This is a genomic window from Clostridia bacterium, assembly GCA_017405765.1.
Taxonomy (GTDB): domain Bacteria; phylum Bacillota; class Clostridia; order Oscillospirales; family RGIG577; genus RGIG577.
The window spans coordinates 67,540-87,996 of the sequence record JAFQZS010000036.1 but is presented as its reverse complement, the minus strand read 5'-3'; the positions used below and the strand labels follow the sequence as shown (position 1 = coordinate 87,996).

Below are 20,457 nucleotides of genomic sequence, written 5' to 3'. Positions count from 1 at the left end.
GTTGACGGAAATGCGCGCTAGATGCTAAACTGGTCATGGAAATTCATCTCTTTCACGGTTGATTTGGTGTGGTAACTTCATCATACCATGTTCGAGTTGAATTTCCATTCTCTTTTGTCACATATCATTTGTACCATAACACAAAGAATATGGTACAATATAAGCCGACGCACAACAAGAGTCAAGGAGGAAATCATGTCAAATCATTTTTTTGCTTATCTTTCGAGGATGAAATATATAGACCGATGGAGCCTTATGAGAAATACGCGAAACGAAAATCTAAGCGAGCATTCGCTTGAGGTGGCCGTTATAGCCCATGCGCTCTGCATTATAGCAAACACGCATTTCGGCGCGTCGTTAGACCCCGAGCGCGCCGCCGTGATATCGCTTTTTCACGACGCCTCGGAGATAATCACCGGCGATATGCCTACGCCGATAAAATACTTCAATCCCGAGATAAACCGCGCCTACAAGGATATAGAGCACGTTGCAAAGGACAAGCTTTTGTCAATGCTCCCGCCGGAAATGGAGAAAACGTACAGGGAGATATTTTACGACTCGTCCGAGGAGGCAAAGCGCGTGAAGTGGGCCGATAAGATAAGCGCGTATATAAAGTGCGTGGAGGAGAAAAAGGCGGGAAACCGCGAGTTCGTGCGCGCGTCGGAGTCGATATACGAAACGCTTAGGAATATCGACGCGCCCGAGGTGAATTTTTTCATCAACACGTTCCTTGAAAGCTACGCGCTCACGCTCGACGAGCAGGAATGAACAGTATGCCGTATGCGGCGCATAAGCCTTTTGACGAACATGTGAATAACGCATGAATACTGAGTGACGGTTTTGTGCAACAGGTAAAAACACGCAAACCCCTTGAATTTTAAATGATAATCAAGTAACATTGATTATATATAAAAGTGTACTATTTTAACGTGCGCTATTCTAAAGAAAGGGCGGGAAAAGTATGGCTGATATACCCGACAGAAACTATATCATAGAACAGTTCTCGGAGTTTTTTCAGCTTTTTTCACTTGGCGTAATGAAGCCTATAGAAAAGCAGTTCCGCGGAGAAGTGCCAAACTCCGGGCTTCATGTCATGTCGCACATATACTTTAAGGGACCGGCTACGATGAGCGATATCACAGCCATCTTAAAATGCTCGAAGCAGCAGACGACGCAGACCGTGGATAAGCTTATTAAAGGCGAACTCGCGTTAAGAGAGAGCGACGAGTCGGACAGGCGCAAGGTCTGGATAAAGCTTACGGACGAAGGCGCCAGATATGTAGAGAAAATGATCAAAACGGCGACGGTCTTTTTTGCCGAGCGTCTCGAGATTCTGAGCAATGATGAGATACAACGTATATCGGACTCCCTTGAAGTCATAAACGGGATCCTAAACAAAATATCCGATCCAAACGCAATAAAGCTTGACATAGCAAAAATCATGAAGCAGGAGGATAAAATATGAGCGAGATCAGAGAACCCAAGAACCTTGAAGTTGAGAGCCCCGGCGCAGAGAACGCTGCCGCAGAGGTCAAGGAAAAGAAACCGAAGAAGAAAAAGACGGGGCGCATAGTTGCGATAATTATAATAGTCGCACTCGTAGCTTTGGCCATTTTCAGAGTTTCAAGCTCAAGGAATAATGTGATAGCGCCTCCGCAGGAGCTCGCCATCAATGTAAGCACCGTTACGGTGGAAGAGGGAACGCTTGATTCTTACGTTACGATATCGGGCTCAATAGCTCCCAAAAGCGAGGTATATGTAGTGCCGAGAGTAGCCGGCAAGGTGACTGCGGTATACGTTGAGCTCGGCCAGTGGGTAAACAAGGGACAGACGCTGTTTTCAATAGACAAAACAGACGTTCAGGCTCAGCTTTCCACTGCAAGCGCGGCGCTTGAATCTGCAAGAGCCGCATACGAGCGCACCGTGGGAGGCACGGCGGAGCAGACGATAGCGCAGCTTGAGGTGGCCGTTGAAACGTCGCGCATAAGCTACGAGCAGGCGCAGAGCGCTCTTGAGAGGACCGAAGCGCTCTATCAGGCGGGCGGCGCAACTCAGCAGGCCTACGAGCAGGCGCAGTCGGCATGCGACCTTGCATATCAGCAGTATCAGCTCGCGCAGACGAATTACGACCTTACGGTAAACAAGATACTGGGCGAAAACGAAAAGAGCGCGCGCGCGGCGCTTACCCAGGCGCAGGCGGCTTATCAGACGGCCCAGAACGCATATAACGACACCGAGGTCAAGGCCGAGGTATCGGGCTATATCGGAATGAGCACAGTTGCCGTGGGCGGCAACGTATCTCAGGCTTCGCCTCCGATGAGCATTGTCGATATAAGCGAGGTATACGCAGAGGTAGGCCTTCCCGAGACTGTTATAAACAGCATAGACGGTTCTCAGACGGTATCCGTGGAAGTCGCAAGCATACCCGGCGAGGTATTCACCGGCACGATAACGGGCATAAGCCCCGCAACGAGCGCGGGTACGCAGACTTATCTTGCGAAAATAGCTATCCCCAACAAATCGGGCGAATTAAAGGGCGGCATGTTCGCTTCGGTAAAATTCAGAACGAACTCCGTAAGTGGCGCGCTTTACCTCCCCGTTTCCGCAGTTAAGGATTCAACGGGCGAATCTTACGTTTACGTTGTGGGCGACGACAGCCGCGCACAAAGACGCGTAGTTACCGAGGGCCTTACGAACGACGAATACGTTGAGATAACCTCCGGCCTTAAAGTGGGCGACGTGGTCGTAGTAAGAGGTCAGGACTTCCTTGAGGACGGCACACTGGTCGAGGTAGTTGCCGACGACGCCGAAGCTTCCTAAAAAGCTTATATAAACGCATTTTTTTAAGGAGGCTTTGTAAATGGGTTTGATTAAATTATCGATAAGACGTCCCGTAACGATACTTATGGTCGTGCTTATCATACTGATATTCGGTTTCGTGTCGTTTTCCAATATACCTATCGATATGATGCCGAAAATGGATCTTCCGTACGTCATAGTTATGACTACGTATTCGGGCGCCGGTCCTTATGAGGTCGAAAGCCTTGTGACCGAACCCATCGAGGGCGCGGTGGCTGCCGTTTCCGGCGTTGAGAATATATATTCAACGTCATCGGAGGGAAGTTCGATGGTAATAATCGAGTTTTCCGACGGCGCTGACCTTGATTTTTCATCTATAGACATAAGGGAAAAGATCGACCTTATATCGCGCGCGCTTCCGAGCGACGTGGGCGACTCGATGATAATCAAGATGAACCCCAACATCATGCCGATCGCGGCTTTGGCCGTGACCGACAGCGAGAGAAACGCCTATCAGCTTACAGACCTTGTCGACGACACCATAGTGCCGCGTCTTGAGCGTATAGTGGGCGTGGCTTCCGTAAGCGCATACGGTAAGACTGAGCAGGAAGTAAAGGTCGTTATGAATCCCGACAAGATGCTCGGCTACGGCATAACGTCGTCCACTATAATGGGACTTTTGGCGTCCGAGAACATAAACTCCGTCGGAGGAACCGTAGAGTACGGCGACAGAGAATTAAACGTCCGCTCTATGGGTGAGATGACCGACATAGACGCGATAAAGTCGCTTCCGATACCGCTTGCGACGGGAGGCTTTATAAGGCTTTCGGACGTAGCTGAAGTTTACATGGGAGATGTTGAGAAGACCTCGTATTCGCGCATAAACGGACAGGACGCCGTAACTCTTTCCATACAGAAGCAGACGGACGGCAACACGGTCGAGGTCGCAAATCGCGTAAAAACGGAGCTTGCGGCGCTTGAGGCCGAGTATCCTACTATAAACTTCGCTTTCTCATACGACTCGTCGGAAAGCATCGAGGAATCCATATCGAGCGTTGCGCAGAGCGCGATAACAGGCGCGATACTCGCCGTGTTCATTCTGCTTATCTTCTTAAAAAAGATACGCTCTTCGCTCATAATCGCCGTTTCGATACCTGTTTCCGTGATCACGACGTTCATACTTATATACTTCTCGGGCACTACGATAAACATGGTCTCGCTGGGCGGTCTGTCTTTGGGCGTAGGTATGCTCGTTGACAACTCCATCGTCGTGCTTGAAAACATAACGCGTCACTACAGCATGGGCTACAGCTCGAAGGAAGCGGCGCAGAGGGGCGCGGGCCAGGTAATACAGGCTATCGTGGCTTCAACGCTTACAACGATAATCGTATTCGTGCCCATGATATTCGTAAACGGCATAGCGGGACAGATGTTCAGAGATATGTCTCTTACCGTTGCGTTCTCGCTTGCAGCTTCGCTTTTAGTTGCAATTACGCTCGTTCCCATGATGTTTGCGAAGTTCTTCAGACGAAAGAACGACGACGATGCAAAAGAGATCGTTGAGATATCAGAGCTTGAACAGCACGAGATGCTCCTTGACGAATACCGCAGCAAGACGTATACAAAGAACAAATTCTTAAACGGTATAGTAAAGGCATGGGATAAGCTCATGCTCAAGCTCTACGACGTTTACGGCAGAGCGCTTTCGTATGCTTTAAAAAAGAGAAAGCGCACCGTATTTATAGCGATAATCCTTCTTATACTGAGCCTTGCTTCCGCAGTGGTTTGCGGCTTTGAGCTTTATCCGGCAACGGACGAGGGACGCATATCCATAACGATAGATATGCCGAAGGACGCTCAGCTTGAGGAGATAAACAACGTAACTATGCAGGTAGAGGCCGTTGCAATGACGATCCCCGAGGCCGACAGAGTATCGGCTTCCACGGGCGGTTATTCGTCGATGATGTCGTCAGGCTCCTCCACCGTAACTCTTTTGCTTACCGACGTAAACGAAAGAGAACGCTCCAGCGAAGAGGTAGCCGAGGACGTCCGCGAGAGACTGGGCAGCATAACCGGCGCAGATATAACAGTAAGCGTGTCCTCGTCGTATTCAATGGGTTCGTCTTCCGGCGATGCCGTAAGCATAAACATAAAGGGCCCCGACGATACGGTGCTTGAAAGCATTGCAGAACAGGTGATATATCAGATATCGTCGATAGAGGGTATAAGAAACCCCACGTCGTCGGCAACGAGCGGCAAGCCCGAGGCAAGAGTATACATAGACCGTGAAAAGGCTATGAGCTACGGACTTACGGGCTCTCAGGTGGCGTCGAGCGTAAGGCTTGCGCTCACCGGTACCGTGGCCACGACTATAAAGAACAACGGTACGGAGATAGACGTTCGTCTTATGTATCCCGAAAACGTGAACGCTACTTTAGACCAGCTCAAATACGTAAACATACGCACGGCTCGCGGCGAGGTAATACCGCTTGAAAGCGTAGCCGACATCATTGAGGACGTAGGTCCCACCTCGGTATCGCGCCAAAATCAGCAGAGATACCTCTCCGTTACGGCGCAGAGCTACGGCCGCGATACGGGCAGCATAAACCGTGAGGTAATGATGAAGCTTGCCGGAATGAAGCTTCCCGACGGATACTCCTTCGATACGGGCAACGGACAGTACGCCACGATGATGGAGTCGTTCTCGCAGCTCGGCACCGCAATGCTTCTTGCGGTAGTGCTCGTATATATGATAATGGCGGCGCAGTTCGAATCGCTTCTGTTCCCGTTCGTCGTTATCTTCTCGATACCGTTTGCGGGCATAGGCGCGTTCCTTCTTAACTTCTTCGCGGGACAGTCGATAAACATGGTAACGATGATAGGCTTTATCATGCTTGCCGGCATAGTCGTAAACAACGCGATAGTGCTCGTCGATTACGTAAATCAGCTGCGGCGTGAAAAGGGAATGGGCATAGACGAAGCGCTGAGGGCGGCGGGTCCCATAAGACTTAGGCCCATACTTATGACGGCGCTAACCACGATACTCGGTCTTCTGCCTATGGCAATAGCCCTGGACGAAAACGCCGCTATGATGCAGCCTCTGGCGCTTACCGTTATAGGCGGCCTTATAACGTCCACGATATCGACTCTCGTTATAGTGCCGATAGTTTACAGCACATTTGCAAAGATATCCACCCGCGAGGGACGCGCAGAGCGCCGCCGCGAGAAGGAAGAAAGAAAGAACGAAAAAAGAGCGCGCAAAGCGGCAAAGCGCGTATCGGCAAAAAAGGCAAAAGCTTAAAACAGGAGGTGTTTCACACATGAAAAAAAGGATAATCTCACTCATTCTGGCTGTTGTACTGATTTTTGGCATTTCGTGCGTGGGCGCATTTGCAAAGGAAGACGTAACGGAAGTGTCGATAGATAATATTTATAAGCTCACTTATGACAATAACCCTAATATAGTTGTTTTAAGCAACAATATCTTCATTCTGGGAATGGCCGGTCTTTCGAACGCCGAGCTTGCGGCGAACGCTTCGACCATAACCTCGCTTACCGTGTCGAAAAAGCAGATAGCATACGGCGCACAGCAGCTGCTTCTGTCGTATTATAAGCTGCTCAATACAAGAGATACCTTAAAAATAAATGCGGCTTATCTTGACGAGAGCTTAAAGGTATCAAAGGTCATGTATGAGACAGGTATGATGACTTATATAGATTACATAAGCTTACTCAATTCAAAGACCGAGCTTGAGTCAAACCTTATCACGCTTGAAAGCAATATTTCCCAGATAGAGACGAGCCTTAAGACCATGATAAACCTTTCGTCTGAGGACCAGATGAAGATAGCCGATTTTTCGCCGCTCGACTCGGGGATAATAGATACTCTCGACCGCGAGGCGTGCTATGCCCAGGCGGTGCAGAACAGCTATACGTTAAGATCGAATTTTGAAACGCTGTATGACGCCGATATGAATTATTACGTTGCCGAAAGCGACATGACCGAGAAACAGCGCGACAATGCCGTTATATCGTACAGAACGGCAAAGACGGCAGTATCCAATACGTTCGACAATCAGTGGACAGACCTGGCTTTAAAGCGCGACGCGCTTAAACTGGCACAGACAAAGGTAGAGCTTGCAAAGACCACATATGAGCTTGACAAAGTGAGAATGGAAACAGGCACCATATCGAAGATAGATCTTGTAAAGTCTGAAAACGCTTATAAAACGGCGCAGATAGATCTCGAGAACGCACAGATAGACTTTACGACGGCATATAAGAAATTCGAAGCCCTGCTTGCCGGCGTTGAGCTGTCATCATCTGCGGCGGCTTAAGGCGCACAGAAAAGCGCAAAGCAAAGAAATATAAAAGAGAATACGCAAAACAAAGTTACGAACACGCCTCCCGCGGCGTGTTCGTTTTTTATGCACCACACCCCATATGATACGCTTTTTATAAGAAGCAGGGCGGCAAAAGAAACGGCAAGTATATACGGCACGGCTTTTTTCACTCCTGTCGCAAGTATATTTTCATATTTGCGGCGCGTCGGGTGTGAGCGTAACGGTCACATTGAAGCGCGAATCGGGATAACGCTTATAAAAGCCGTATTCCTCGAGCGCGTCGAGCGTTAAAAAATTCAAGGCGGCGCGCTCATGAAAGCCGAATATATCAGCGTTATATTCTTTGGCGCAGCGATATAAAAAATCGCTGATATCGCGCTTTAATCGCTCTTTTTCAAGCGAAAGAACGCTTCTCTTTTCATCCTCATAAGCATCGTAAGGCATTATGAGCCGGCAGTCAAAAGAGAGCTTTATATCTATTTTGGGAGCGTCCCAAGATGTGTTTACACGTATAGTCGGAGGGCGGCGCATCTTTAAAGAGAAGGCGTATTCTTTATTTAAGTCTGGGTCTTCGATATTTATATAAGAAGCGGGCAGGGAGCCGGTAAGCGCTTTGTAGAAAAAAGCGTCGCTTTCGCCGCATAAGGCCAGGGCCTTTAGATCCTTTATAATAACAAGGCCGGGCTTAGGCGTATCGGAATAAGGCTCATAAGCGCAGTAAAGGGGCAGAACGGAGGCGCAGTGCGCGTTTTTGAGGCTTTTATACATGTCGCCCAGCACTGCCGAAGGTATGGGCGAGACGTCGGGATCGGAAGACAGCTTTTCAAGATGATCGGCGAGACCGAAGGAAGCCTTTTTATCAATGGATACAAGATATTCGTAAGCGCTGCACCGCGTAATGCCCGTCCGAACGAACGCACGCAGGCCGGGTTCATAAAAAAGCTGCGATACGACGGGCTTTAGCCCTCTTTCGGCGGCGTCGAGCGAAAATAGCGCAAGATACATATGGCTTACGTTTATCTCTCTGTGAGTATATATACCGGCCAAAGCTTTTGCCCGCTCAAAGCTCGGCGCAGATATGCGTATGAGCATATTTTTGTTGTTTTCGCTTTCGTCGTTTTCGCCTGGCGCAAGAAAAGAAAAGACGTAATCGCCATTTTCGCCTGTGTCAACGCCCATTGCCAACACATGTATATAGTCAGACGGACCTGAGGGGGAGCAAGAGGACAGCGAAAACAGACAAAGCGCTGCAAAAACAGCAATAAGACGTCGTTTCATGCTGTTTTTGACCTCCTTTTTTTATAATTGACAGCAGTAAGAAGAATAAGCGGCAAAAGAAAGCCGAACGCTTCGCATAAAACTAATGAGATGCGGCCGAAATATTGTATCAAGGCGTGGTCCTCCCTTATAAGACAAGCCGCAAATAAGAATATTCCCGAAGGAATGACGGCGGGGCGGCAGTCGGGCAGAGACAGCGCGCGGGAGAGACTGTACGCAAAGAAAAAAAGTGCGCAGGCGGCATATAAGAGCGCCCCGAAGCTTTGTATTATGATTATATATATATCCAGGCGCGGCGCGTGGCCGAAGATGCTGGCTGCCTGAGATATCAGAAGAGCAGGCGATATAGATGCGGATCTTGGGGCGCCGTCGGGAAGCGCGAAGTAAAGGATCACAATTGCGGCAGAAACTAAGGAGGCAACGGTGAACGATGCGCGCGCCGAAGAGCGAAGCAGTCTTATCTTACGTATATGAGGCATAAGCATAGCGAGGACATACCATTCGTTAAAGCTGTCAAGAGCTGCCGTCATATCGCTTGCCGCGCTTTTTGGCCCTGCGCCGAATATCGGAAAAAGCATATATACGTCTGCGGCAGGCACGGCCATGGCAGAGATAAAAAAGACGACGACGACGCAAATAGGAACAAATAGCGCGCAAAGCCGCGCCGCAGTCTCTACGCCCATATATGCAATAAGGGAAGCGCCGAGGCAAAGCGCCGCACAAAGAAACTCTTTTGGCAGCTTATCAAAGCATTGAGCAGTTGTAACCAAGCAATATATGCGCGATTCGAGAGTGAGCTTAAAAAGCCAGAACGCAGCGCCAGAAAGCGCAGCCAACACACATGCACGTCGCCCGAGATATTTCCCCGCAAGGTCAATAATATCAAGCTCTTCATCAGGCATGAGCCGTAAGAAAAGAAACACGAAAAGTCCCGCCGCGGCGATATCAGACGCAAGCACGATAAAAACGGCGGTGCGCGAATTTGCGGCGAAAAGACGCGGCGCGGTGAAAAGCATTTTCGCACATACTAGATTTATGACTATGCACGCGCATTCAAAGCGGCCGAAGACTGTCTTATCCATTGAGCGCCGCCTCCTTTTTATACTTTTTTTGGGGATTTACAGAGTCGGTTCGAACATTGTCGCGCAGTATGCTGCCCCTTATCAAGCTTGAAAGAAAGCTCTTTTTCGTAAATGGCGCGACAGGTGAAAAATACGGTACGCCGAACGATTTAAGACTTACAAGAAGCGCAGCCGCCGCAACTGTTGCCATGCAGATAAGAGGAAGCCCGCCTAAAGCGCCTACGGGTATAAAAATAAAGCGCAGAAGCCTCAGATGTATGTTCTGCATATAGCTTGGGCTTGCAAATGTGGAAAGCACGCTCATGGCCGTGCATATTATCGCGGCGGCGCTTACGACGCCCGCGCCTATAAGCGAGTTTCCGATGACGAGCGCGCCCGCTATACCGATTATTGCGCCGATATGCTTTGGCATACGTATGGCGGCCTCGTGGAGTATCTCGAACATAAGCTCTAAAAAGAGAAGCTGCAAAATAAGCGGAAAGGCCGTATCGCGCATGGACGCCTGGACCGAGATGAGTATCCTGGTAGGGATGAACTCTTCGTGAAAGTTTACGAGCGCAATGAACGTGCCGGAAAGAAAAACAGACAGCATAAAGGCCAAAAGCCTAACCGTGCGCATCAGCGCGCCGTAGGGCGCGCGGACGTATCGGTCCTCTGAGGATGAAATAAAATCGGAAAAGAGCGCGGGAAGGATAAGCGCATATGGACTGCCGTTTAAAAGCATGGCAATACGCCCGTCGGCCAGAGCCTGACACACCCGGTCAGGGCGTTCCGTAGCCTGCAGCTGCGGCGCAAGCAGGCGGGGACTGTCCTCAAGCATCTGCTCAAGCTCGCCGCTGTCAAGGCAAAAATCGGCGTCAAGAGAGGCAAGCTTTCGCTTTACGTGCGACAAAAGCGCCGGATTTACGACATCGCCCAAATACGCTATGACAACGGCTGTACGGCTTCGGCTGCCCGCCTCGCATTTTTCCATGACAAGCTCCCGGTCGGTCATGATCTTTCGTATGAGCGCCGTATTCATGCGAAGCGTTTCACAAAAGCTCTCCTGGGGGCCTCGTATCACGTTTTCCGAAAGCGGCGTTCCTACGCTTCGATGCTCCCATGATTTTACGTCGCAAAGAAAGGCAGCGTCACAGCCGTCGGCAAAAAGAGCGCATGAGCCTGAGTTTACGGCGTTTACCACCTCGTCCATGCTCAATGATACGATTACCTGATTTTCGGTAAGCAGCGTTTCGCTTATATGATCTTTAAGCTTGGTATCGCCTGGGCAAAGCGTATGTGATCTTATCATAAGAGGCTCCAGTATGCTTTCGTTTATGGAGGAATTGCTTGCGATGCCGTCTATGAATATGATAAAGGCGCGAATCGACGCGCGCCCCATGGAAAAAGAGAACTTTCGCAGTGTCATGTCGTGGTTTAGGGGTATTTTATAGACCTCACAAAGCGTTTTTATGTTTTCTTCCATATCTTTCGACACTTTGGGAAGCGGCTTTTTAGTGCGGGGGCGGCGGGGAGCATAAGTGTCGGTATGGTTTTCCTTTAATATAAAGCCCTCTCCCTTGGGCGGAGCATATTTAAGAGCGTCAAGAATGCGAGACATAAGATCTACCTTTTCATCTGTATTTGTTCATATTGTTTTCCCGAAGCGTGAATATCATTCATAAAATTTATTTTCGCGTCATTGAAAGTAAGACAAAACAGTGATATTATTAAAATGTATACGTATATGTAAAAACGGAGGAAAGCAAATGCCAAACAGTATGACAGGTTACGCAAAGGCGCAGACGCAGCACAACGGTATGGATATAACCGTTGAAATACGTTCGGTGAACCATAAGGGATTTGAATATTCGTGCCGCGCGCCGAGAATACTTGCTTTTTTGGAGGACAAGGTAAAAGCCGAGGTGCAAAAGCGCGCCGCAAGAGGCAAGATAGACGTTTTTCTTTCCATTGATCTGGGCGAAAGCGAGAATATAGAGCTTAGGCTCAACAAGTCGATACTGTCGGCATATCTTGATATGCTTAAAGTTTTGCGCGACGAATACGGATTAAAGGACGATATAAGCGTTATGAACGTAGCGCGCTTTTCCGATATATTTGATCTAAAGAAGGCCGAGCAGGATCAGACGGTAATATGGGAGGGCGTCCGCGAGTGCCTTTTAATAGCGCTCGACGGCTTCATTGAAATGAGGCGGACAGAGGGCGAAAGCCTTTGCCGCGACCTTGCCGAAAGAAAGGACAGAGTGCTTTCCATAGTGTCGCAGATAGAAGCAAGAGCGCCGCAGCTTGAAGCGGAATACAGAGAGCGGCTCGAGGCGCGTATGCGCGAGCTTTTGGGCGAGCTGCCGATAGATGAGCAGCGCATACTTACCGAAACGGCCGTTTATGCGGACAAGGTGTCGATAGCCGAGGAGATAGTAAGGCTAAAGTCGCATATGGAGCAGTTTTCGGATATGCTTGCGGCGACCGAGCCGATAGGAAGAAAGATGAACTTTCTTTCTCAGGAGATGAACAGAGAGGCAAATACCATCGTTTCCAAGGTGGGCGATGTTCAGATAGTCTCTATGATAGTTGAGCTTAAAAGCGAAATAGAGAACATAAGAGAGCAAATTCAGAATATTGAATAAGCACATATGATAAAGGAGAATCAGCATGAAACTTATAAATATAGGCTTCGGGAATATGGTGTTTGCAAATCGCCTTATCGCCATAGTAAGCCCCGAATCGGCGCCTATAAAAAGAATAATAACAGAAGCGCGCGAGCGCGGCGTGCTTATAGACGCAACATACGGCAGACGCACGAGAGCCGTGCTAATAACCGATTCCGATCACGTTATACTTTCGGCGATACAGCCGGAAACCGTGGCGCATAGATTAAACGGACGCGACGATATAGAAGAGGAGTTTCACGAAGATGAATAAAGGCAGCCTCATAGTTTGGTCGGGACCGTCGGGTTCGGGAAAGGGCACGGTGCTTTCGGAGGCGATGAAACGCGACGAAAACCTTAAGGTATCGGTTTCCGCAACAACAAGAAAGCCGCGCAAGGGAGATATCGACGGCGTACATTATCATTTCATAACGCGCGAAGAATTTCTTTCGCGTATCGAGCGCGAGGAATTTCTGGAATACGCAAGCTATGTCGGAAATTTTTACGGCACGCTTGAAAAGTCGGTTGACGAAATGCTTGCTCAAGGGTATGATGTGATTTTGGAGATAGAGGTAGTCGGCGCGATGAAAGTAAAAAAGAAGCGCCCCGACGCACTTTTGGTTTTCGTTAAGCCGCCAAGTATGGAGGAGCTTGAAAGGCGTCTTTCTTCACGCGGGACGGAAAGCATAGAAGAAGTGAAAAAGCGTATTGCCGAGGCCGAGCGCGAGCTTTCCTGCGCTGATGAATACGACCATGTGATAATAAACGACGACGTCGGCCGCGCTGCAGATGAACTTATAAGAATAATCAAAGAACATAAAAAGGCATAAAGAGGAGATGTAATAATGTTGTACCCTTCCATGAATAAGCTTATGGAATCCGTTGACAGTCGCTATTCGCTTGTTATAGCCGTTGCAAAGCATGCGCGCCAGATATCTGACGAAGCGGAAAAAACAAATGAAATACTTGACGATAAGCCGGTCAAGCTTTCCATAAACGATATAGCAGATAAAAAAGTTAAAATAATCATGCATGAGCCTGATGAGGAGTGGGAGGAAACGGCTTCACCCAATATAAAAGAGGAGAATACAGAAGCCGCGAAGCCCGAAGACGAGCCCGAGCTTACGGGCGAGGGAGAAGGCGAACAGACGGCAGAATAAGAAATCAAATTAAAAATCTCTGCGGATGCAGGGATTTTTATATCACGATAAACGATAGGGAAGGAGGATGCGCGCTTGATAGCGGGGGTATATGTAAATATCGATGAAGCTTCCATAGATAAGCCATACGATTATTTTGTGCCGCCTTCTTTTGAGGCGCGCATTGCAAGGGGAACGCGCGTTGTCGTGCCGTTCGGCAAAGGAAACAAAAAGCTTGAGGGCGTAGTCGTATCTGTGCGGGACTTAAAACCGTCCAAACGATTGAAGCCGATATCATATTTGCCCGAATGGGAGTCTGTGGGCGAATACGAGCTTTCGCTCGCACACTTTATGAGCGACAGATACTTCTGCACTTTTTTCGACGCGCTGAAGGTCCAGCAAAAGCCCGGCAGCTATACGCGCTTTTTTGAAAGGATATATATAAACCGCGACGCCGATCTTTCCTGCTGCGACGAGAGCGACCTTGAGCTTTATCTTTACGTCGGAGAGCATGAGGGCATTATGCTAAGCGCCCTTGAGACGTCGTATAAAAACAGGAAAAAAAGCATCGCCTCGCTTATAGAGAGGGGCATTCTCAGAGCTGAGCTCAAGCTTGAAAAGGGTGCGTCGGACCATACCGTGAAATATGCCGAGGCCGCAGCCGATGCGTCGCAAAAGATAAAAAAAGCGAATCATAAAAAGGCCTACGATATTCTTGCGGCCGAGGGGGCCATGTCTTTAAAGGAGCTGTCGTATGCCGCGGGGATAAGCAAGTCGGTCATAGACACCATGAAGAAAAACGGCTATATAAACGTCTATGACGCGCCGGAGAGCCGGAGCTTTTATAAAGATTTTACGCCGCGCCGCGAAGAAGAAATAGTTCTTACCCCCGAACAGAAGAAAGCATACGACAAGCTTAAGGAGCTTTTTGATGAAAACAGGCCTAACGCCGCGCTTATCTACGGCGTTACCGGTTCGGGAAAGACACAGGTTTACATAAAAATAATAGAGCATGTAATAAACGCGGGACGCACTGCCCTTGTCCTTTTGCCGGAGATAGGGCTTTCGCCGCAGGTGTTCGGCATGTTCAGAAGCCGTTTCGGAGATATCGTGGGGCTTATGCATTCGAAAATGTCTCAGGGCGAGCGCCATGACGAATACATGAGGATAAAGCGCGGGGAGGTAAAAATAGTAATAGGCACGAGAATGGCGGTGTTTTCAAATCTTGAAAACTTAGGCGTTATAATAATCGACGAGGAACAGGAGCACACCTACGTTTCCGAGATGCCTCCGAAATATCACGCCGCAGACATAGCAAAATACCGATGCAAACTCGACAATGCGCTGTTTGTGCTTGGAAGCGCCACTCCGTCTTTGGAAAGCTATTATTATGCAAAGACGGGAAGATATCATCTTATCAAGCTTACCGAACGATACGGCGGTACAAAGCTGCCCGAGGTAAAGCTTGCGGATATGATGGAGGAGCTTACGCGCGGCAACTCGGCAGAGATGAGCGCGGCGCTTCTTTCGGAGCTTTCGGAAAATTTAAAGCGCGGCGAACAGTCGATACTTTATTTGAACAGGCGGGGATATTCCACTTTGGTATCATGTCCGAAGTGCGGCTATGTACACAAGTGCAAAAACTGCTCCGTACCGCTTAAATACCACAAAAAGAATGACCGCGTTATCTGCCATATATGCGGATATTCGGAGGATACGCCGAAAAAATGTCCCGAATGCAATAACGATATGATAGCATTTTCGGGCGCGGGCACGCAGAAAGTAGAGGATCAGCTCTCAGAGCTTTTGCCCGGGGCGCGTGTAATAAGAATGGACGCCGATACCACCATGGGCAGGCGCGCGCATGATGAGATGCTTCGCAAATTTGCCGCGGGCGAGGCCGACATTCTCGTTGGCACACAGATGGTAACGAAAGGGCTTGACTTTGACAGGGTAACGCTTGTCGGCGTGCTTAACGCCGACGCGCCTATGTATTCCGATGATTTCAGAGGCGCGGAACGCACGTTTTCGCAGATCACTCAGGTAATAGGGCGCGCCGGCAGAAGAGAGATACGCGGACGCGCCGTTATACAGACATTTTCGCCGCACAGCCAGATAATGGCGCATTGTATGAAGGGCGATTACGAGGAGTTTTTTGAGAGCGAAATAGAGCTTAGGCGCGCGCTTATTTATCCGCCTTTCTGCGATCTTGCGCGGCTTACGGTATCGTCGGCGCTTGAGGAAACGGCGAATGATATGGTACGTCTTTTGGATACGATAATTAAGCGAAAGCTTTCACAAAACAATGAAATAAGAGTGATAATACTGGGTCCTGCTCCGCCCTCCGTTTTAAAGGCAAACAATAAATACCGCATGAGAATAATACTTAAATGCCGCAGCACAAAGAAGTTTCGCGAATTCTTACGCGAGGTGTATATAGCCTTTTCAAGGGAGAAAAAGGGCGCCAAGGCCTCTTTGAACATAGAAATAAATCCGGCGAACATATGATCATATTTAATTCAACTTGGAGGAATATTTATGGCACTGAGAAATATGAGATTTATAGGCGATGAAATATTGAGGAAGAATACCCGCACGGTCGAAAAGTTTGACGAGCGTCTGTGGGAGCTTTTAGACGATATGAAGGAAACGCTCGTTTCGCAAAACGGCGCGGGTCTTGCCGCTCCTCAGGTGGGCATACTTAAAAAAGTTGCGATAGTATCGTTTGACGACGTACACATAGAGCTTGTAAATCCCGAGATAACGCATGAGGAGGGAGCCGTATCCGATATGGAGGGATGTCTTTCCATACCCAATAAAACGGGCTACGTTACGCGCCCCAGCAAGGTGCGCGTTCATGCGCAGAACAGAAACGGCGAATGGTTCGACGTTGAGGCAGAGGGTTTTGTGGCGCGCGCGCTGTGCCACGAGATAGATCATTTGAGCGGCGTTCTCTATTCGGACAAGGTGACCGCATGGGTAGACAACGACGAGCTTGAAAGAATGCGCGAAAAAGCAAAAAAGCGTCATAACAGAGAGCCTCAGAGGGTAAGCTTTGTAAAGCCGGAGTCCGAGGAGTGATTTTTTGTGAAGATAGTATTTATGGGCACGCCCGATTTTGCCGCAGGGTGCTTAAAAGCTCTCTTGGATCACGGACATGAGGTCGTGGGCGTGTTTTCCCAGCCCGACAAGCCAAAGGGCAGAAAGCAAGTTCTTACGCCGCCGCCTGTAAAAGAACTGGCAGAGAGCCAAGGTTTACCCGTATATCAGCCGAAGTCGCTTAAAGACGGCGAAGCCATGAAAATAATAGAAAGCTTAGCTCCGGAAATAATAGTCGTGGTGGCTTACGGAAAAATACTGCCTAAAGAGATACTCTGTTTTCCGCCGCACGGCTGCATAAACATACATGCGTCGCTTTTGCCGCGTCTTCGCGGCGCCGCTCCGATAAATTTTGCCATAATCGAGGGCGACGAAACGACCGGTATTACGTCCATGTATATGGACGAGGGCCTTGACACGGGAGATATGCTTATACGGCGCGAAACGCAAATAGATCCCGATATGACGGCGGGCGAGCTTTTTATAAAGCTGTCGGATATGGGCGCAGACGTACTTATAGAGACGCTGGACGCCATATCGGCGGGCACGCTTGTGCGTACGCCTCAGGACGACGATAAGGCGACTTATGCGCCTATAATGACGAAGGAGACGGGCAAGATAGATTTTTCCCTTCCGGCCAAGCGCGTTCACGACCTTGTGCGCGGCACCGACCCGTGGCCGGGAGCATACTGCACATGGGATGAAAAAATGCTCAAAATATGCAAAACCGTCGTTACCACGGGCGGCGGGGGGAAATGCGGCGAAGTCATATATGCAGACAAAACCCGGGGCATAGTCGTCTCGTGCGGCGAGAACTGTGTGCGCATAGAACAGCTTCAGCTTCAGGGAAAGAAGCGCATGAGCGCGCGCGATTTTTTGAACGGCAATAAGCTGAAGCCGGGCGACATTCTTATGTAAACCTCTTACATTTGCGGGGTGATAATATGTACGATGTGAGCGGACTTTATTATTATTACGATATCGGAACATATCTTATTTTCGTAGTGCCTGCGATAATTCTTTCCGTGATTGCGCAGGTAATGGTATCGAATGCGTTCAATACGTATTCAGGAAAGCTTTCCCGGCGCGCCGTAACGGGGCGGGAGGCCGCGCAGATCATCTTGTCCGACGCAGGCATATATGATGTGGACCTAAGACCGATAACGGGCGACCTTACAGACCATTACGACCCGAGAAGCCGTGTTATCGCGCTGTCGCGCAATGTATATAATTCAACGTCTATTGCGGCGATAGGAGTTGCCGCGCATGAGGCGGGACACGCTGTTCAGCATCATACGGGATATGCTCCTTTAAAGCTTCGCAACGCCGTTATCCCCATGACAAAATGGGCGTCAACGCTTGCGCTGCCGCTTATAATAATCGGATTTTTATTGGCGTTTTCTCCCTTGATATGGATTGGGATAATCTTTTTTGCGGGAGCGGTGGTCTTTCAGATAATAACGCTGCCCGTGGAGTTCAACGCGTCAAGGCGCGCGATAAAGTGTCTAAAAAGCGAGGGCATACTTTCGGCTGATGAGCTTGAGGGCGCAAAGAAGGTCCTGCGCGCCGCAGCGCTCACATACGTTGCCGCAATGCTTGTTTCGCTTATGCAGATGCTCAGATTCATAGTGCTTGCAAACGGAAGAAGAAGGAATTAAAAACATGAAGGGCAAAAAAAACGCAAGAGAGATAGCGGCAGGCGCGCTTTACGGCGTGTTTTATGAGGGCGCGTATTCAAACCTCAGCCTTAAATCACTTTTAGACAGATATGACCCGACTCCGCCCGAACGCGCACTCGCGTCGGAGCTTGTGTACGGAGTCATACAGAATTACCGCCTTTTGGACGCATATATCGCATCATTTTCAAAAACGCCGCCGCATAAGCTGCAAAGACGCGCGCTGATAATACTGCGCATGGCGTTTTACCAGCTTTTATACCTTGAAAGGATACCGAAAAGCGCGGCGGTGAGCGAGGCCGTGAAAATGGCGCGCAAGTCTTTAAACTTGGGCGCGGCCGGATATGTAAACGGTGTGCTCAGGGCATTTCTTCGAAGCGACGGTTTTTCTTTGGCGCTTTCGGATGACGCGGCAGAGAGACTTGCATTGAAATATTCGCTGCCCGAATGGATGGCCGCGCATTTTATAGAGAGCTACGGCAGCGAGGCGGGCGAGCGCATCATCTGCGCCGCAAACGACCGCCCCGCCGTATACATAAGGCTTAATTCATACCGCGCCTCTGAAAAGACGCTTATCAATGCTATAGAAGCGGACGGCGCCGACATAAGAAGATCGGAAGCCTTAGACGGAGCGTATGTGCTTTCATGCAGGGGCGATCCGTCGAGGCTTAATGCCTTCAGGCAGGGCATGTTCTTCTTTCAGGACATAACGTCTCAGTTTGCCGTGCGTGCGGCGGGCGCGCGCGAGGGCGATACTGTAATGGACGTGTGCGCCGCGCCCGGCGCAAAAAGCTTTGCCGCGGCGCAATATATGCACGGGAAGGGCAGGATATATGCCTTCGATCTTTATGAGAACCGTGTGGGGCTTATTAAAACGGCCGCCGAAAGGCTGGGTATAAGCATTATAGATACGGCGGTAAAAGACGCCGAAGTTTCGGACGACGCCTTTTTTGAAAGCGCCGACGCGGTAATAGCCGATGTGCCGTGCTCGGGGCTGGGCACGATGGCAAAAAAACCGGACATACGCTTAAAATCGGAAAAAGAACTTTTTTCTTTACCAGAAACGCAGAACAAAATTTTAAACGCTGCGTCAAAATACGTAAAGCCGGGCGGAACGCTTATTTACAGTACGTGTACCTTGAACCCTTCGGAGAACGAAGAGATCGTTTCGGCGTTTTTAAAAAACAATCCTGATTTTACAGCTTTGGAGCCGGATACACGGGGAGCGCCAAAGGAAGTAATGATCAGGCGCCAAAAGACCGTGACCTTTCTGCCCGACAAGAATTTCGGAGACGGATTTTTTATTGCAAAAATGATAAAGGAAAGGCGCATATGATGAAAGACATATCATCGATGTACCAAAGTGAAATAAAGGAACTGACCGACGCCATGGGGCAGCCCTCATACCGCGCGGGGCAGGTGTTTTCCGGCGTGATACGCGGGGCGCAAAGCTTTTCCGATATAACGAATATACCTAAAAGTCTGCGCGCACGCCTTGAAGAAGAAACGTATATCGCGAGCGCCGAGATACAAAAAAAGCTCGTTTCGCGCGACAAAACGGTAAAATATCTTCTTAAGCTGAGAGACGGCCAGCTTATCGAGTCTGTCATCTTACGCTATAAGCACGGAAATACGATATGCGTATCATCGCAGGCCGGCTGCGCGATGGGGTGCCGCTTTTGCGCTTCAACGGTGGGCGGCAAAGTGCGCGACCTTACTGCAGGCGAGATATTGAGACAAGTATACGAAGCCTCGCACGATATGGGCGAGCGTATCTCAAACGTAGTTATGATGGGCATAGGCGAGCCGCTTGACAACTTTGACAATACGGTGCGCTTCATTAAGCTTGCGGGGGAGAGCGAGGGCCTTTCTATAGGCGCGCGTCACATATCGGTATCGACGTGCGGCCTTGCGCCGCGTATCGACGAACTTTCAAAGTATTCTTTGGGCATAACTCTCTCTGTTTCGCTTCATGCGCCGAACGATACTATAATAAGCCAAATCATGCCGATAAACAAAAGATACGGTATTGATTGTCTTATAAAATCCTGTCATAATTATATAAAAAAGACAGGCAGACGCATATCATTCGAGTATGCCATGATAGACGGCCTAAACGATACGGCCGACTGCGCCGACGAGCTTTCTTTGCTGCTTCGCGGAATGATATGCCATGTAAATCTCATACCTATAAACGACGCGAGAGAGGGATTTCGCCCAAGCCCCAAAAAGACCGTAGAGGCCTTTGTTTCAAGATTGTCGCATCGCGGAGTGAACGTGACGGTAAGGCGCACGCTTGGCGAAGACATAAAGGGCTCGTGCGGACAGCTGAGACTGGGCGAAAGAATATGAGCGCTTAAAATATAAGCGCCAAAGCAATGAAAAATGCATGA

The 20,457-nt window shown here is 49.3% G+C and carries 18 protein-coding genes; 15 read left to right on the top strand and 3 right to left on the bottom strand.

Annotated features, from left to right (window positions below; all coding sequences use genetic code 11):
* Positions 1-195: 195 nt before the first annotated feature.
* From yfbR to IJG50_06500, 5 genes are all read left to right on the top strand, one after another.
* Positions 196-768, top strand: coding sequence for a 5'-deoxynucleotidase (gene yfbR / locus IJG50_06520; GenBank protein MBQ3379503.1), 573 nt, complete (start codon positions 196-198; stop codon positions 766-768).
* 193 nt (positions 769-961) lie between these two features.
* On the top strand, positions 962-1,465 hold the full coding sequence (locus IJG50_06515; protein ID MBQ3379502.1) for a MarR family transcriptional regulator: 504 nt from the start codon (positions 962-964) through the stop codon (positions 1,463-1,465).
* Complete coding sequence (locus IJG50_06510) at positions 1,462-2,820, top strand: efflux RND transporter periplasmic adaptor subunit (GenBank protein ID MBQ3379501.1); 1,359 nt, start codon at positions 1,462-1,464, stop codon at positions 2,818-2,820. The genes IJG50_06515 and IJG50_06510 overlap by 4 nt, the downstream gene beginning before the upstream one ends.
* A 40-nt stretch (positions 2,821-2,860) precedes the next feature.
* Entirely contained in the window at positions 2,861-6,100 is a 3,240-nt protein-coding gene (locus tag IJG50_06505) for an efflux RND transporter permease subunit (GenBank protein ID MBQ3379500.1), read from the top strand.
* A gap of 19 nt (positions 6,101-6,119) precedes the next feature.
* Positions 6,120-7,136, top strand: a complete 1,017-nt coding sequence (locus tag IJG50_06500; protein MBQ3379499.1) for a TolC family protein — start codon at positions 6,120-6,122, stop codon at positions 7,134-7,136.
* 195 nt (positions 7,137-7,331) lie between these two features.
* Here IJG50_06500 and IJG50_06495 read toward each other — a convergent pair whose 3' ends face one another.
* Genes IJG50_06495 through IJG50_06485 form a run of 3 tightly spaced genes read right to left on the bottom strand, consistent with a single transcriptional unit; the run spans position 7,332 to position 11,102 of the window.
* The gene (locus tag IJG50_06495; GenBank protein ID MBQ3379498.1) at positions 7,332-8,420 is read right to left on the bottom strand and encodes a hypothetical protein; all 1,089 of its coding nucleotides are present in this window, start codon (positions 8,418-8,420) and stop codon (positions 7,332-7,334) included.
* The gene (locus IJG50_06490; GenBank protein ID MBQ3379497.1) at positions 8,417-9,502 is read right to left on the bottom strand and encodes a GerAB/ArcD/ProY family transporter; all 1,086 of its coding nucleotides are present in this window, start codon (positions 9,500-9,502) and stop codon (positions 8,417-8,419) included. Before IJG50_06490 ends, IJG50_06495 begins: the two co-directional genes overlap by 4 nt.
* Positions 9,495-11,102 carry a spore germination protein gene (locus tag IJG50_06485; GenBank protein MBQ3379496.1) on the bottom strand — a complete coding sequence of 536 codons (1,608 nt, stop codon included), beginning with the start codon at positions 11,100-11,102 and terminating at the stop codon, positions 9,495-9,497. The genes IJG50_06490 and IJG50_06485 overlap by 8 nt, the downstream gene beginning before the upstream one ends.
* Positions 11,103-11,250: 148 nt before the next feature.
* Between IJG50_06485 and IJG50_06480 the strand changes: the two genes are divergently transcribed.
* The 10 genes from IJG50_06480 (at position 11,251) to rlmN (ending at position 20,416) form a co-directional block, all read left to right on the top strand.
* Complete coding sequence (locus IJG50_06480) at positions 11,251-12,129, top strand: YicC family protein (protein ID MBQ3379495.1); 879 nt, start codon at positions 11,251-11,253, stop codon at positions 12,127-12,129.
* A gap of 25 nt (positions 12,130-12,154) precedes the next feature.
* Positions 12,155-12,424, top strand: a complete 270-nt coding sequence (locus IJG50_06475) for a DUF370 domain-containing protein (protein MBQ3379494.1) — start codon at positions 12,155-12,157, stop codon at positions 12,422-12,424.
* Positions 12,417-12,980 (top strand): guanylate kinase, encoded by a 564-nt coding sequence (gene gmk / locus IJG50_06470; protein ID MBQ3379493.1) that lies wholly within the window; start codon positions 12,417-12,419, stop codon positions 12,978-12,980. Before IJG50_06475 ends, gmk begins: the two co-directional genes overlap by 8 nt.
* A gap of 15 nt (positions 12,981-12,995) precedes the next feature.
* Positions 12,996-13,310 (top strand): DNA-directed RNA polymerase subunit omega, encoded by a 315-nt coding sequence (gene rpoZ / locus IJG50_06465; GenBank protein ID MBQ3379492.1) that lies wholly within the window; start codon positions 12,996-12,998, stop codon positions 13,308-13,310.
* A 75-nt stretch (positions 13,311-13,385) separates the two neighbouring features.
* Positions 13,386-15,797: a primosomal protein N' gene (gene priA, locus IJG50_06460; GenBank protein MBQ3379491.1), complete on the top strand. Its 2,412-nt coding sequence runs from the start codon at positions 13,386-13,388 to the stop codon at positions 15,795-15,797.
* 30 nt (positions 15,798-15,827) lie between these two features.
* Complete coding sequence (gene def / locus IJG50_06455) at positions 15,828-16,370, top strand: peptide deformylase (protein ID MBQ3379490.1); 543 nt, start codon at positions 15,828-15,830, stop codon at positions 16,368-16,370.
* A 21-nt stretch (positions 16,371-16,391) separates the two neighbouring features.
* Complete coding sequence (fmt, locus tag IJG50_06450; GenBank protein ID MBQ3379489.1) at positions 16,392-17,306, top strand: methionyl-tRNA formyltransferase; 915 nt, start codon at positions 16,392-16,394, stop codon at positions 17,304-17,306.
* Between the two features lie 26 nt (positions 17,307-17,332).
* A complete protein-coding gene (locus tag IJG50_06445; protein ID MBQ3379488.1) occupies positions 17,333-18,046 on the top strand; it encodes a zinc metallopeptidase in 714 nt (237 codons plus the stop codon).
* 4 nt (positions 18,047-18,050) lie between these two features.
* Complete coding sequence (gene rsmB, locus IJG50_06440; GenBank protein ID MBQ3379487.1) at positions 18,051-19,400, top strand: 16S rRNA (cytosine(967)-C(5))-methyltransferase RsmB; 1,350 nt, start codon at positions 18,051-18,053, stop codon at positions 19,398-19,400.
* Complete coding sequence (gene rlmN, locus IJG50_06435) at positions 19,400-20,416, top strand: 23S rRNA (adenine(2503)-C(2))-methyltransferase RlmN (protein MBQ3379486.1); 1,017 nt, start codon at positions 19,400-19,402, stop codon at positions 20,414-20,416. The genes rsmB and rlmN overlap by 1 nt, the downstream gene beginning before the upstream one ends.
* Positions 20,417-20,457: the final 41 nt, after the last annotated feature.